The organism is Sandaracinus amylolyticus, from assembly GCF_000737325.1.
Lineage (GTDB): Bacteria > Myxococcota_A > Polyangia > Polyangiales > Sandaracinaceae > Sandaracinus > Sandaracinus amylolyticus.
The window spans coordinates 1,691,609-1,705,284 of sequence record NZ_CP011125.1; the positions used below are offsets into that span (position 1 = coordinate 1,691,609).

General features: G+C 70.9%; 12 protein-coding genes and 1 riboswitch. Of the genes, 5 read left to right on the top strand and 7 right to left on the bottom strand.

What is annotated here, in order from left to right:
* Window positions 1–7: 7 nt before the first annotated feature.
* Window positions 8–538, top strand: a complete 531-nt coding sequence (locus DB32_RS07105) for a hypothetical protein (RefSeq protein WP_053231658.1) — start codon at window positions 8–10, stop codon at window positions 536–538.
* Here DB32_RS07105 and DB32_RS07110 read toward each other — a convergent pair.
* The 6 genes from DB32_RS07110 to DB32_RS07135 are packed head-to-tail and all read right to left on the bottom strand — an operon-like array spanning window position 517 to window position 4,562.
* Window positions 517–1,392 carry a class I SAM-dependent methyltransferase gene (locus DB32_RS07110; protein ID WP_053231659.1) on the bottom strand — a complete coding sequence of 292 codons (876 nt, stop codon included), beginning with the start codon at window positions 1,390–1,392 and terminating at the stop codon, window positions 517–519. The two genes, DB32_RS07105 and DB32_RS07110, sit on opposite strands and share 22 nt — an antisense overlap.
* Complete coding sequence (locus tag DB32_RS07115; protein WP_053231660.1) at window positions 1,389–2,150, bottom strand: methyltransferase domain-containing protein; 762 nt, start codon at window positions 2,148–2,150, stop codon at window positions 1,389–1,391. The genes DB32_RS07110 and DB32_RS07115 overlap by 4 nt, the downstream gene beginning before the upstream one ends.
* Window positions 2,147–2,446, bottom strand: coding sequence for a chorismate mutase (locus DB32_RS07120; RefSeq protein WP_053231661.1), 300 nt, complete (start codon window positions 2,444–2,446; stop codon window positions 2,147–2,149). The genes DB32_RS07115 and DB32_RS07120 overlap by 4 nt, the downstream gene beginning before the upstream one ends.
* Before the next feature lie 10 nt (window positions 2,447–2,456).
* On the bottom strand, window positions 2,457–2,786 hold the full coding sequence (locus DB32_RS07125) for a DHCW motif cupin fold protein (RefSeq protein ID WP_053231662.1): 330 nt from the start codon (window positions 2,784–2,786) through the stop codon (window positions 2,457–2,459).
* Window positions 2,783–3,613, bottom strand: coding sequence for a hypothetical protein (locus DB32_RS07130; RefSeq protein ID WP_053231663.1), 831 nt, complete (start codon window positions 3,611–3,613; stop codon window positions 2,783–2,785). Before DB32_RS07130 ends, DB32_RS07125 begins: the two co-directional genes overlap by 4 nt.
* A complete protein-coding gene (locus DB32_RS07135; protein WP_053231664.1) occupies window positions 3,603–4,562 on the bottom strand; it encodes an MbnB/TglH/ChrH family RiPP precursor modification enzyme in 960 nt (319 codons plus the stop codon). Before DB32_RS07135 ends, DB32_RS07130 begins: the two co-directional genes overlap by 11 nt.
* Window positions 4,563–5,246: 684 nt before the next feature.
* On the opposite strand from DB32_RS07135, the gene DB32_RS07140 reads away from it, so the two are divergent.
* Genes DB32_RS07140 through DB32_RS07150 form a run of 3 tightly spaced genes read left to right on the top strand, consistent with a single transcriptional unit; the run spans window position 5,247 to window position 11,118 of the window.
* A complete protein-coding gene (locus DB32_RS07140; RefSeq protein ID WP_053231665.1) occupies window positions 5,247–6,356 on the top strand; it encodes an HlyD family secretion protein in 1,110 nt (369 codons plus the stop codon).
* Window positions 6,353–8,998 (top strand): ATP-binding cassette domain-containing protein, encoded by a 2,646-nt coding sequence (locus DB32_RS07145; RefSeq protein WP_053231666.1) that lies wholly within the window; start codon window positions 6,353–6,355, stop codon window positions 8,996–8,998. The genes DB32_RS07140 and DB32_RS07145 overlap by 4 nt, the downstream gene beginning before the upstream one ends.
* The gene (locus DB32_RS07150; RefSeq protein WP_053231667.1) at window positions 8,995–11,118 is read left to right on the top strand and encodes an ABC transporter ATP-binding protein/permease; all 2,124 of its coding nucleotides are present in this window, start codon (window positions 8,995–8,997) and stop codon (window positions 11,116–11,118) included. The genes DB32_RS07145 and DB32_RS07150 overlap by 4 nt, the downstream gene beginning before the upstream one ends.
* Window positions 11,119–11,130: 12 nt before the next feature.
* Here DB32_RS07150 and pdxR read toward each other — a convergent pair whose 3' ends face one another.
* Complete coding sequence (pdxR, locus tag DB32_RS07155) at window positions 11,131–12,603, bottom strand: MocR-like pyridoxine biosynthesis transcription factor PdxR (RefSeq protein WP_053231668.1); 1,473 nt, start codon at window positions 12,601–12,603, stop codon at window positions 11,131–11,133.
* A 65-nt stretch (window positions 12,604–12,668) separates the two neighbouring features.
* Here pdxR and DB32_RS07160 point away from each other — a divergent pair, with 65 nt between their 5' ends.
* Entirely contained in the window at window positions 12,669–13,316 is a 648-nt protein-coding gene (locus DB32_RS07160; protein WP_053231669.1) for a pyridoxamine 5'-phosphate oxidase family protein, read from the top strand.
* Window positions 13,317–13,413: 97 nt separating this feature from the next.
* Window positions 13,414–13,631: riboswitch (cobalamin riboswitch) on the top strand.
* Window positions 13,632–13,676 lie beyond the last annotated feature (45 nt).

Sequence of the window (13,676 nt, forward strand, 5' to 3'; positions counted from 1 at the left end):
CGCGTGCTTGCTCGCGATCGGGCTGATCGCCGTCGTGACCTGCCCTCGCTCAGGCCGCGCGCAGGCCGCGTCGGTCCCCGCCACGCTCGCGGGCACGTGGGTGCTCGATGGCGATCCGGCGCGCGCCGCGCGCACCATCGAGGCGGCGTTCGCGCCGAGCATCGCGACGCTCCCGGAGCTGCTCCAGGGGTTCGCGCGCGACCGCATCCGGAGCAGCATGCAGCCGCCGCGGCGCGTGCTCGTGACGATCGACGGCTCGCGCGTCCGCGTCACGCTCGAGTCGCAGCGGACGACCGTGGTCGACGGAGCGCTCGGCGCTTCCGCGCGCGTCACGGGCGTCGAGGACGGGACCCGCGTCACTCCGCGCCTGCAGGGCGGATGGCTCGAGCTGCTGTACGAGGGCGAGGGCTCGGTGCTCCAGCAGCTGTGCTCGACCGAGCCCGATGGCGCGCGGATGCACCTGGACTTCACCGTCGTGAGCGCGCGTCTGCCCGCACCGGTGCGATATCGCCTCGACTACGTGCGTCCGCGCTCCTGACCCGAGTCTCCGAGCAGTCGAAGCGACTCGTCGTATCCCGTGGTCAGCACGATCCACTCGAGATCGAGCGATGCACAATCGCCCTCGCGCACCGGCTCGAGCGCCTCCCACAGGCGTGCATCGAGCTCGCGTCGCTGCGCGGCGTCGAGCAGCGTGAGCGCGTAATACGCACTGCCCGCGAGCGAGCGAACGAGCGCCCAATACTCCTCCGGCGAGCCGAACTCGGCGGTGAACGCGTGCCGCCGCATCGAGAAGCGCGTGAATCCGGCGCGCGTCAGGACGCCGCGCATGTAACGCGGCGTGACGCCGAACGGGCCGCGATAGCCCTCCGGCATGTGCATGCCGGTCACGTACTCGGCGAGCAGCGTCGCGCCGACCATCAGCAGACTGCAGTCCTCGGCCGAGCTCCAGAGCTGGATCACGAGATCGCCGTTCGGTGCGAGCACGCGCCGGAGCTCGCGCGATGCGGCGGGGATGTCGGGCAGACACCAGATCGTCTTGAGCACCGTGATCACGTCGAACGATCGATCGGGCAGATCGAGCGCGGCGACGTCCATCGCGCGGAAGGAGACGCGCCCGCGCACGTCGGGATCCCGGAGCTTCTCGTCTGCATTGGCGGCGGCGAGCCGGACCCCTGGCTCCGTGATGTCGATGCCGAGCGCCTCTGCGCCCGCGAGCGCCGCGCGGATCGGCAGATTCCCGTTGCCGGTGCCCACGTCGAGCAGTCGACGCCGCGTGAGCGCGCGGCCCTCGAGCATCGACGCTCCGAGCGCGACGCTGACGTCGGTCGACGCGGCTCCGCGCACGCCCGCGACACGATCCCAGTGATCGCGAGTGCCGTAGACGATGGTCATTTGATCGCCACGAAGCCTTCGAAACAGACGTACTTCATGATCGACATGACGTCGGTGAAGCCCGCGCGGCGGAGCAAATCGAGGTTGCCCTGGGTCGAGAACGGCTCGAGCACGCCTTTCAGGCTGCGCGTCTTCGCGACGATCTCTTCCGGAGCGAACTGCTGACGGATCTTGAACTCCGTGTACAGCGTGGTCGCGATGTCCTGGAAGCGCGCGTCACAGGCGCGCACCTTCTCGAAGAGCACGAGCGCGCCGCCCCAATTGAGCGACTCGTAGAGCTTCGTCAGCAGCTCCTGGCGCCATTTCGGCGGCACGAATTGCAGCGAATAGTACGAGACGATGAAGTCCGACTTCTCGAACTCGTAGTGGACCGCATCGGCGACCTGGAGCGAGACGTTCGGGAGCCCCTCGAGGTTCTCGCGCGCCTTCTCGATCATGCGCGGCTCGACGTCGATGCCGACCCACCGCGCGTCCTTGGTGCGATTGTGCCGCGCGAGCTTCGCGACGAGGTCGCCCGCCGAGACGCCGATCTCGTAACAGATGGACTCGTTGCGAACGAAGAAGTCGCTGAGCTGACAGACGAGATCGTGCCCGACGTCGTAGAGCGGGACCGAGCGACGAACGTGCGCGCTGAACGTCTTGGGCACGTCGGCCCCGAACGTCCAAGACGCGTTCCCCGCAGCGATGCCGTCGCCGACGGTCGCGCTGGTGTCACCGGGGTCGTGCGGGGCAGTGTCTGCGACGAGGCGATGAGTCATTTCGAGAGGGTCTCCTCGATGCGTGCGACACCGAGCTGATCTGCGATCGCCTGCTCGTGGATGCGCTCGAACAGCGCGCGCACGAGCACAGGAGACAGACCGAGGCTCAGTCCGGTCGCGATTCGATCGTCGACGAGCGCGAGAAACCGATTGGGCTGCACCACGGCGATTCCGGAGCGGCGTTTGACCTCGGCGATCGCCAGGACCACCCGTCGTCTCGCCGCGAGCGCCTCGAGCAGCGCCCGATCCGCGTCGTCGACTCGGCGCCTCAGCTCTTCGAGCGATTCCGTGCTCATCGCGATCGCTCTAGTCGACGATGAAGAGCGTGGCGCCGCCCGGCGCCGACGAGCGATGCGGCTCCGCGCCTTCCGCGACGACGTACGTCATGCCTTCGGTCAGCGTGAGCACACGACCGTCGGCGAGGTGCGTGACGAGCGTGCCCTCGAGCACGTGGAGCACGTGGCCGCGCTCGCACCAATGGTCGGCTTCGTAGCCGGGCGTGTACTCGACGCGTCGCACCCGGACGTTGCCCATCTCGAACGTGCGCCAGATGGCCTCGCCGCGGAGGCCCGCGTGGATCGTCGGCGCGATCGTCCGGAGATCCGTGGTCGTGAACGGGACGGACTCGATCTTCATGACGTCATCTCCGCGCGCACGACGCCGAGGCTCAGGAACGTCTCGAGCGCCGCGTCGTGCTCGTCGTCGTCGTCGGGGGGCAGGGAGGATCGGACCTCGTCGAACGAGCGAGGCGACGCGAGCGCGTCGAAGAGCTGCTTCGCAGTGCGCGAGAGCTCGGCGATGTCGTAGTCGCTATCGACCGAGGGCACGTAGACGAGGAAGTGCTCGGGCTCCGCTGCGGCGGTGTTCGCAGCGACGAGCTCGGGCTGCGCGAGCCACGAGGCGAGCGCGTGCGTCGTCGAGACGACGCGGCCCGTGCCCGACTGCACGTAGCGTCGCGGCTGCGGCTCGCCCTCGCTCGGGCGTGCAGGCCACGAGGACTCGGGCGCGTCGGCCAGCTGCCGAATCAGCGACACGACGGTGCTCTCGAGCGCGATCGTGTCGACGAGCTCGCGCACTGGCGCGCTCGGCGGGTGACGACGGAGGAAATCGAGGAAGGCCGCGCACGACCGATAGACGTGCGGTCCGTCGTCTCCATACCCGACCGAGCGCAGGTATCGTCGCGCGACCTCGCGCGTGTCGACACCCGCGGACTCCAGGAGACGCAGCGTGAGAGGCGCGCCCGTGCCCAGCGCGAAGAGCGCGCCGCGCTCGAGGCGGAATCGATACGTCTCCACTGCCCAGCGCGTCATCTTGCTGTGCGCTGCATAGTCCGCGGCGATGCGCGCCTCTTCGGGAGAGAGACCATGGGCGCGGCCATCGATCGCCCCTGCGAGCACACTCTCGTGCAGCTCGGGCTCACGCAGGATGCGCCGCCACGTCTTCCAGACGAGCTCAGCGTCCATGACATGCCTCTCGCGCCCCGGCGCGCGTCGTGCGGCGGCTCCGCGGACCATAAGCCGCGTCCCACGTCCGCCGCGCCCTCGTGAGGTCGGCGAGGATCATGTCGAGATCGCGCTCGCGATCGAGCACTCGAGTCGCGTCGTGGTGGCCACGACCCTGGAATTCGAGGAACACGGCGCCGACTCGGGTATGCTCGAGGACGTGCTGGAGCATCTCCCAGACGGGCTCCGGAACCGCGCTGTCGTGCCAGTCGTGATAGACGCCGTCGTGGAGGCTCCCGCCCGCGAGATGAATGGCGATCACGCGCTCGAGCGGGATGGTCGCGAGATAATCCCACGCGTCGAACCCGGGATGGTTCACCGAGTTCGTGTAGACGTTGTGGAGGTCGAGATGCAGGTACGTCCCTGCGCGCTCGACCAGCGCCGCGAGGAACTCGGCCTCGCGCATCTCGCTGCCCGGACAGACGACGTAATATGCAGCGTTCTCGTGCGCGAGCGGGATCCCGTAGAGATCTCCGAGCGCGCGCGCACGGCGGCCGACTCGCTCCACCTCCGACCGGGAGAACTGGAGCGGACTGCTCCAGATGTCCGACCACGAGGCGTCCGCATAGAAGCAGTGGTTGGACACCCACGGGCTCCCGATGTGCCGTGCGATGGGCACGTGTCGGCGAACCGCGGGCGTGCTCTCGAGCGGGTCGAACCCGAAGTCGCAGCCGTAGTTCGAGTGCGCGACGAGCGGCGCTCGTTTCGCCAGCTCCTCAAGCTGCTCGGCGGCTCCGGGCGCCATCACGACGCGCCCGTCGAGAGGGGCCATGACCGCGTCGAGCAACACCTCGAACGCGTCGACCTCGTGCTGGGCGAAGGGGAACCAGTCGTAGATCTCGGGATTGAACTGCAGGCCGACGCCGAGCTGCGGAACGGAGAGGTCGGAGACTGTCGTGCTCGTAGTCACTCGCTCTGCTCTCGGTCTCGATCGAATCCAGGGATGGTGAGTGCGGGCGACGGGTGCACTCCGTCGCCCGCAATCAAATCAGCAGACGACGATCGGACGGGCGACGCCCGCGCGGAGACCGGTCTTGACCACGAGCTTCTTCGCCTTCTTGCTGTTCATCGTCTTTCTCTTTCTTTCTTACTGCACAGGAGTGTTGTCGGCCTATCCGACATCACCCTGTCGCACATTGAAATCAGTTCTCGATGACGTCAATCGTGAATTCGAGAGCGCAGTTTGGAAAGGGAGAGTCGAGGTCAGATTTACAGCGCGCCTGGAGTGTGTGATTCAGCGGGGTTCTTGCGCGCGCGAGGTCGCCGATTGGCGACGCGTCCGTGGCAATTCGAGATCGCGGCTGACGGTGCGACGAGTCCCTTGCCGCGGCGCTCGGTTCCAATGCGGGCTCACTTGTGAACGAAGTGCTGCCGCACTCCTGGTACACGGCACTCGCTGCGGTCCAATCGCGCAATCTCGATTGGGCCCCCGACCGCGGTGACGGTGACGCGAGAGTCGCGCTGATCGCTGGCAATGCGAACGACGATGCTATGATTGGCGCTCTTCCGGGGCGGGCGTCGATTGGCGACTCATTTTTCTCGATCGATTCGCGCTCTCGAGGGTGAGCGCGCGCGAGGTGCATCACTGATCGTCGTGGGAATCGGCGCGGTGATCGTGGCCTGGGTCGTATGGGGCGCGTTCGCGCGAGTGACGCTCTGGGACGTTTCCGCGGACTCACGCGTGGAGTCGAGCGCGGCGGCGCACGTCGTCGGAGCGCCCCTCGCCGGACGTGTTCTCTCGGTCCACGTCGAGCTCGGGCAGCCGGTCGCCGCGGGGGACGTCCTGCTCGAGCTCGAGTCCGCGGAAATTCGCGCGGCGGAGCGCGAATCGGTCGCGACCCGCGACGCGCTCGCGGCACAGCTCGCCGCGATCGACGAGGAGATCGATGCTGCGCGAGGGCTCGTCGACGCGATCGGACGGGGCTCGCGCGGCGCGGTCGCCGAGGCCGATGCGGAGCGTGAGCGCGCGGACGCGGAGGCGCGCTGGGCGCGCGTCGAGCAGGCGCGCATCGCTCGTCTGGGCTCGGCAGGCGCGACCTCCGAGCGTGATCTCGCGCGCGCGGTGCTCGAGGCCGAGATGCACACGTCGCAGGCGCTGGCGGCCGCCCACGCGACGCAGCGCATCGCCGCGGACGCGCGCACCCGCGCGGCCGACGCGGTGGTCCGCCTCGAGAGCCTGCGACGCGAGCGGGTGCGTCTGCGCGGCGAGCACGCCGCGGAAGAAGCGCAGATCCAGCGCCTCGAGGTCGAGCTCGCGCGCCGCCGCATCGTCGCGCCGATCGCGGGGACCGTCGGGGAGCTCTCGGCGCTGCGGCCGGGCTCGGTCGTGACCGAAGGTGAGCGCTTGGTCGCGCTGGTGCCCGACGGGCCGCTGCGGGTCGTCGGGCATTTCGCCGCGAGCAGCGCGCTGGGGCGCGTGTCCCCGGGCCAGCGCGCGCAGATGCGCATGGACGCGTTCCCGTGGACGCGGTTCGGGATGATCGGGCTCGTCGTCGCGCGGGTGGGCAACGAGCCGCGCGACGGCCTCGTGCGCGTCGAGCTCGAGGTGACGCACGCGCCGAGCTCGATTCCGATCGCGCACGGGCTCGAGGGCAGCGTCGAAGTCGCGGTCGAGCGAGTGAGCCCGATCGAGCTCGTGCTGCGCGCGGTGGGTCAGGCGCTCGACGGCGACGTCGAGACCGGGCGCGGAGGAGCATCGCGATGAGATGGCTCGCTCCGGAGGTCGTGCAGACGTCGTCGATGGACTGCGGCCCTGCAGCGCTGAAGTGCCTCCTCGAAGGGTTCGGCGTGCACGTGGGGTACGGACGCCTGCGCGAGGCTTGTCACACCGACGTCGATGGGACGTCGATCGACACGCTCGAGGACGTCGCGCGTGCGCTCGGCCTCGACGCCGAGCAGCTGCTCGTTCCCTACGATCACGTGCTCGCGCCCGAGAGCGGATCGCTGCCCGCGATCGTGATCGTGCGACTCCCGAGCGGCTTCACGCACTTCGTCGTGATCTACCGCCGTCACGGGCCCTTCGTGCAGGTGATGGATCCCGCGACGGGGCGGCGGTGGACGACCGTCGCGCTGCTCCAGCGCGATCTCTACCAACACCGGATGGCGGTGCCGGCCGCTGCATTTCGCGAGTACGCGGTCTCGAAGGAGATGTCGGCGGTGCTCGATCGACGCATGGCGTCGATCGGCATCGAGAGCGCGGAGCGCGCGGCGCTGTGGGCGACCGCGATCGCCGATCCCGGGCCGTGGGGCATCGCGGCGCTCGACGCGGCCGTGCGCGTCGTGGCGGCGCTCGCGACCGCGGGAGAGCTCGAGCGCGGATCGGCATCGACGATCGTCGCGGCGCTCGCGCGACGCGCCGCCGAACATCCGAACGTCATTCCCGAGCGCATGTGGACTGCGCACCTGTGTCCGGCGGACGACGCCGACGAGCCGCACGTGATGATGCGCGGCGCGGTGGTGCTGCGCGCGAAAGGACTGATCGCGAAGACGGAAGGCGACGCGCTCGACACGCCCGACGCTGCCGAGTCCGAGGTCCTGCGTCGCGCGCTCGACGAGGCTCGCCCCGCCGCGCTCCGTGAGCTCGTCCGCGTGCTCGCGAAGGACGGTGTGGTCGCGCCGATCGCGTGCACGATCGCGATCGCGATGGCCGCGATCGGCGCGCTCGTGGAAGCGCTGCTCCTGCGAGGCATGCTCGATCTCGGGGTGATGCTCCCGCTGCGCGAGCAGCGCATCGCCGCGGTGCTCGCGATGATCGCGCTCCTGGCGACCACGATGGCGCTGGAGCTGCCACAGACCGCGATGGTGCAGACGCTGGGAAGGCGCCTCGAAGCGCGGCTCCGGGTCGCGCTCCAGACGAAGATCCCGCGCCTGCCCGATCGCTTCTTCCAGAGCCGGCTCACGTCGGACATGGCGCAGAGGAGCCACTCTTTGTCGTCGCTCCAAGCATTGCCGCGGCTCGGCGGGTCGTTGCTCGCGTCGTTCTTCGGATTGATCGCGACCGTGACCGGGCTCGTGTGGCTCGACCCTGCGGGCGCACCGATCGCGATCGAGTCGGCGGTGCTCGCGATCGTCCTTCCGCTCGTCTTCGTGCCGGTGCTCTCGGAGCGCGAGCTGCGCGTGCAGACGCACCTCGGCGCGATCGCGCGGTATTACCTCGACGCGCTCCTCGGGATCACCGCGGTGCGCGCGCACTCCGCGGAGCGTGCGGTGCGGCGCGAGCACGAGAGCCTGCTCGTCGAGTGGCAGCGATCCGCGCGCGCGATGTCGAGCGCGGCCGTGCGCGTCGACACGCTCGTCGCGCTCGCGGGCGCGGCGCTCGCCATCGTGTCGATCGCGGGATATCTCGCGCGCGGCGGCGCGCTCGGAGGGTCGCTGTTGGTCGCCTATTGGGCGCTCGCGATTCCGATGCTCGGTGAGCAAGTCGCGCTCTCGGCGCGCCTCTATCCGCACGTGCGCGGCACGTTCTTGCGACTGCTCGAGCCGCTCGACGCGCCCGAAGATCCGGTGCCCGACGTCGTCGCGAGCGGCGCGGCGCAGGACGCGGTCGCGCTCCGGTTCGACGCGGTCGAGGTGCGCGCGGGAGGCCACCGCGTGCTGCACGACGTCGAGCTCACGATCGCGGCTGGCGAGCACGTCGCGATCGTCGGGCAGTCGGGCGCGGGGAAGAGCTCGTTGCTCGCGACGCTCCTCGGCTTCTACACACCGATTCACGGAGAGGTGCGCGTCGATGGCGCGCCGCTCGATCCTGCGCGCCTCGCGTCGCTCCGTCGGGAGCTCGCGTGGATCGACCCCGCGGTGCAGCTCTGGAATCGATCGCTGCTCGCGAACCTTCGCTACGGCGCGGACGATCCTGCGATCGCGCCGGGGCGGGTGCTCGACGAGGCGCACCTCCTTCCGATCCTCGAGCGTCTGCCTGACGGCCTCGCGACGCCGCTCGGCGAAGGCGGCGCGCTGCTGTCCGGCGGCGAGGGGCAGCGCGTGCGCGCGGCGCGCGCGTTCCTGCGCTCGAACGTCCGGCTCGCGCTGCTCGACGAGCCGTTCCGTGGCCTCGACCGCGACGCGCGGCGCACGCTGACCGAGCGCGCGCGGCACATCTTCCGCGAGGCGACGCTGCTCGCGGTCACGCACGACGTGCGCGACACGTCGAGCTTCGATCGTGTTGTGGTGATCGAAGACGGGCAGGTCATCGAGGACGGTGCGCCCGCCGAGCTGCTCGCCGCCGAGGGCTCTCGGTATCGAGCGCTCTTCGACGCCGACGTGGCGCTCGCGGATCGGCTCTGGGGGGAGGGCGTCTTTCGCCGCATCCACGTCTCGTGCGGCGCGCTGCGCGAGGAGCGTGCGCAATGACCGACGCGCTCGAGCGCGCGTCGTGGCCCATCGAGCGCGTGCACGAGGCGATGGCTGCGCTCGCGAGTCGCGCCGGGCTCGCGCAGGACCCGCTGCCTCACGGGATCGTGGTGCCGTCGCGGGCGCGCCTCGTCGGGCGAGCGGTCGACCGATGGCTCGAGCGCGTCGCCGACGTGCTCCGCATCGACGCGGAGTCGGTCGATGCGCGTTATCCCGAGACGGCGCGGATGCTCGCGAGCGTGGCGCCCGCGATCGTGTCGATCGACGAGCACGAGCATCGATGGCTCGCCGTGATCCGGCGCGAAGGCGACCGGCTGCGCGTTCTCCTGCCCGACGACGAGACGCGCACGTTCCACATCGAGGAAGTACGCGCGCGCGTCGCCGGAGAATTCGACGCGCTCGGCGACCAGCTCGTCGATGGCCTGCTCGAGTCGGCGAACGTCACCGCGCGGAGTGGCTCGCGCGCGCGTCGCGCGCTTCGTGATCGGCTCGTCGCGCACGCGCACGTTCGTCGCGCGTTCATGATCCGCGCGCATCCCTCGGCGCCGCTGCGCACGCTCGTCCGCGATGCGCGCCTCGTGGCGCCGCTGGTCTCGCTGCTGCTCGCGCACGTGCTGGGATCGATCGCGCTCGTGCTGGCGTGGGTCGCGCTCGGGAGCGGCGTGCTCGGTGGGCGCGTCGACCCCGGGTGGCTCACGGCGGCGGCGCTGCTCGCGCTCACGCGCGTTCCGCTGCGCGCGGCAGCGGCCACGGCGCAGGGGCGCTTCGCGATCCGCTGTGCACGCCTCCTCAAGCAGCGCTTGCTGTGGGGCGCGCTGCGCATCGATCGCGACGCGATCCGACGCGAGGGCGCGGGCCAGCTCCTCGCACGCGTGCTGGAGTCCGAAGCGGTCGAGTCGCTCGCGCTCGACGGCGGTGTCGCGTCGGCGCTCGCGCTCGTCGAGCTCGCGGTCGCCGCGGTCGTGCTCGCGCTCGGCGGCGCATATCCGCTCCTCGCGGCGATGGGCGTGGTGATCGTCGTCGGCGCCGTCGCGATCGGCCGGTTCGTGAGGCGGCGGCGTGCGTGGATCGATGCGCGGATCGGGCTCACGCACGACCTCGTGGAGCACATGGTCGGGCACCGCACACGGCTCGCGCAGGAGCCCTCCGATCGCTGGCACGAGGAGGAAGACGTCGCGCTCGGCGCCGCGATGTCGCTCGCGCGCAGCAGCGACGCGGCCGAGCTCCCGCTGCGCGTCCTCTCGCGCGCGTATCTGGTGCTCGCGATCGCCGCGCTCGCACATCCGTTCATCGTGGGTGCCAGTCAGACGTCGCTCGCGGTGGCGGTGTTCGGAGCGCTCCTCGCGCAGCGGGCGCTCGCGGCGCTCGGCAGCGGCGTCGAGCAGCTCGCGCGCGCGGCGATCGGCGCGGATCGGCTCGCGGTGCTCCTGCGCGCCGGCGAGACCCGTGGAGCTCCCGGCGATCCGTCGCTCGCGATCGCGCCCGAGAACGTCGACGGCGCGGACGTCGCGACGCTGGAGGTGCGCGGCGCGACGCTGCGCTACGAGGGACGCCTCGAGCCCGCGCTGCAGCACGCGACGCTGCGGATCGCCGCGAACGATCGGATCTTGTGCGTGGGCCCGTCGGGCGGTGGGAAGAGCACGCTCGCGCAGCTGCTCGCGGCGGTGCGGCGGCCGAGCGCCGGGCTGGTGCTCTGCCACGGGCTCGATACCAAGACGCTCGGCGAGGACGAGTGGCGGCGGCGCGTGGCGCTCGTCCCGCAATTCCACGACAACCACGTGTTCGCGGGCACGCTCGGGTTCAATCTCCTGCTCGGTGATCGATGGCCCGCGACGGGCGCCGATCTCGCTCGCGCCGAGGAGGTGTGCCGTGCGCTCGGGCTGGGGTCGTTGATCGATCGGATGCCTGCCGGGCTCATGCAGCAGGTCGGCGACAGCGGCTGGCAGCTCTCCCACGGAGAACGCAGTCGCGTGTTCCTCGCGCGCGCGCTGCTCGCGCAGAGCGCGCGCGTGCTCGTCCTGGACGAGAGCTTCGGCGCGCTCGATCCGGAGACGCTCGAGCACTGCGTGCACGCCACCCTGGAGCGCGCGCCGGCGGTGATGGTGATCGCGCACCCGTAGGTGCCGCGCCGCTCACGCGCGCGTGCGTGCCGCGCGGGCGACGACGCCGACGGCGCGCGTGAGCTCGCGCTCGTCGAGCGAGCCGAAGCCGAAGCGCGCGAAGGGCAGGCTGCGGCGGTCGAACGTGAAGTCGCGCGCGACGAAGAACATCACGCCGCGCTCGAGCGCGCGGTCACGGATGCGCTCGACGTCGGCGTCGAGCTTCGCCCAGAGCGCGAGCCCGCCCGAGCGCTCCTCGATGTGGATGCGCTCGCCGAACGCTCTGCGGAGCTCGGCGCGGAGCACGTCGCGTCGCGCGAGATAGACGCGGCGCACGCGGCGCACGTGACGCGCGAGCTCGCCGTCGTCGATCAACGACGCGACGGCGGCCTCCTTCGCGTGATCGCCCTGTCGATCGGAGGCGAACCGCACGCGCACGAGATCCTCGAGCAGGTCGCGCGGCGGGACGACGAAGCCGAGCCGCAGCCCCGGCGCGAGCATCTTCGACAGCGAGCCCACGTACACGACGGAGCCGTGCACGTCGGCGCTCGCGAGCGGCAGCACCGGGCGACCTTCGAAGTGGAACTCGTGATCGTAGTCGTCCTCGATGATCGCGAACCGGCGGCGACGCGCGAGCGCGAGCAGCGCCTGGCGGCGCTCGGGCGCCATCACGACCATCGTCGGATACTGATGGTGCGGAGTGACGTAGAGCGCGCGAATCGGCGCTTCGTCACAAGCGCGCTCGAGCGCCGAGAGGTCGAGCCCGCGCGCGTCCACGGGAATCGGGACCAGCGCGGCTCCGGAGAGACGGAAGGTCTGGCGCGCGGGCGGATATCCCGGGTCCTCGATCGCGACGCGATCGCCGGGACGCACGATGGTCCGCGCGACGAGATCGATCGCGTGCTGACTGCCGTGCGTGACCAGCACCCCGTCGGCGTCGGTCGCGATCGCGCGCTGCTCGCCCAGCATGCAGGCGAGGGCGCGACGCAGCGTCGCTTCTCCGCGCGCGTCGCCGTAGTCGAGGCGTGTTCGCGGGGAGGTGCGGAGGACGCGGCGATGCGCGCGCGCGAGCGCTTCGCGCGGCACGAGGCGCACGTCGGGCACCCCGCCGCCCAGGTAGATCGTGGCCGGGGAGAGCGCTTCGACCGGGCCGATGGAGAGCGGAGGTCGCGCGAACGCAGCGTGCTCGGGGACCGCGGTCCGCGTCGTCGAGGGACGTCGGACCGTGCGCTCGGGCAGCTCCGCCGCGACGAAGGTGCCGGACTGCGGGCGGCTCGCGAGCCAGCCCTCGGCGACGAGCTCCGCGAACGCGCGCACGACCGTGTCGCGCTCGACCTCGAGCGACGCGGCGAGCGCGCGCGTGCCGGGCAGCCGCTGCCCGGGGCGGAGCCGACCGCGCCGAATTTCGCTCACGAGGAGGTTCGCGACGCGCGCTGCGAGGCTCGGGCCGCGCGTGCGCCGGAGCTCGTCGGGATCGAGCGCGAGGGCTTCTTCGTGGCGCGACAACTGGAGGTGTCTCCACGTGCATTCTGGACGTACACGACCATCCAGTCACGTGCAGAGTCGACGCCATGAGCAACGTGTACCCGGCCTCCGACGCGACGCGGATCAAGCGACACCCCGAGCGCGGGAGCTACGACCGCGACGTCGTGCACGCGATCCTCGACGAAGCGTTGATCTGCCATCTCGCGTGCTCGACCGGGCAGCACGTGATCGCGATGCCGACCGCCTTCGCCCGCGCGGGAGAGACGATCTACGTGCACGGCGCGATCGCGAATCGCTCGCTCGATGGACTGCTCGGCGGCGCGCCGTTCTCGATCACGGTGACGCTGCTCGACGGGCTGGTGCTCGCGCGCAGCGCGTTCCACCACTCGATGAACTATCGCTCGGTCGTGCTCACCGGGAAGGCGCGTCTCGTCGAAGGCCGTGACGAGAAGGGCGAGGCGATGACGCTGCTCGTCGACCGCATGGCGCGCGGGCGCAGTCGCGAGACGCGCGCGCCGTACGACTGGGAGCTCGATGCGACGAAGGTGATCGCCGTGGAGATCGAGCACGCGTCGGCGAAGATCCGCAGCGGCGGTCCGATCGACGATGCCGACGACATGAAGGAGCCGTGCTGGGCCGGCGTGGTGCCGCTCCGCCTCGTCGCGAGCGATCCGGAGCCCGAGGCCGACAGCACGACGCGGCCGACGCCGGACGTGCCCGCGCAGCTCCGCTGATCGCATTCGTCGGAGTGGCGTCGCCACCACTCGACGTCGCGCGTCGCGCGAGGCTCGCAGCGCGCGCTCGGATTTGACATCGCACCTCCGCTCGCTCAGGGTCCGGCCCGCCAGCGGTGCGATCGGAGTGACCGATCGCCCCGAGGGAACCCGGTGAGAATCCGGGGCTGCCCCGCAGCGGTGTGCAGGAACGACCGTCGCGACGACCACTGCGCGTTCTCCATCGCGAGGCGCGCGGGAAGGCGCGACCAGTAGGTGGGCCGATCCCGGCCCGCGCCTGCGAGCCCGAAGACCTGCCGTTGGTGTCGTGCGGTCGATCGCACGGCGTGCCTCGGGCCTCGAGGGAAGGCCCGCGCACCG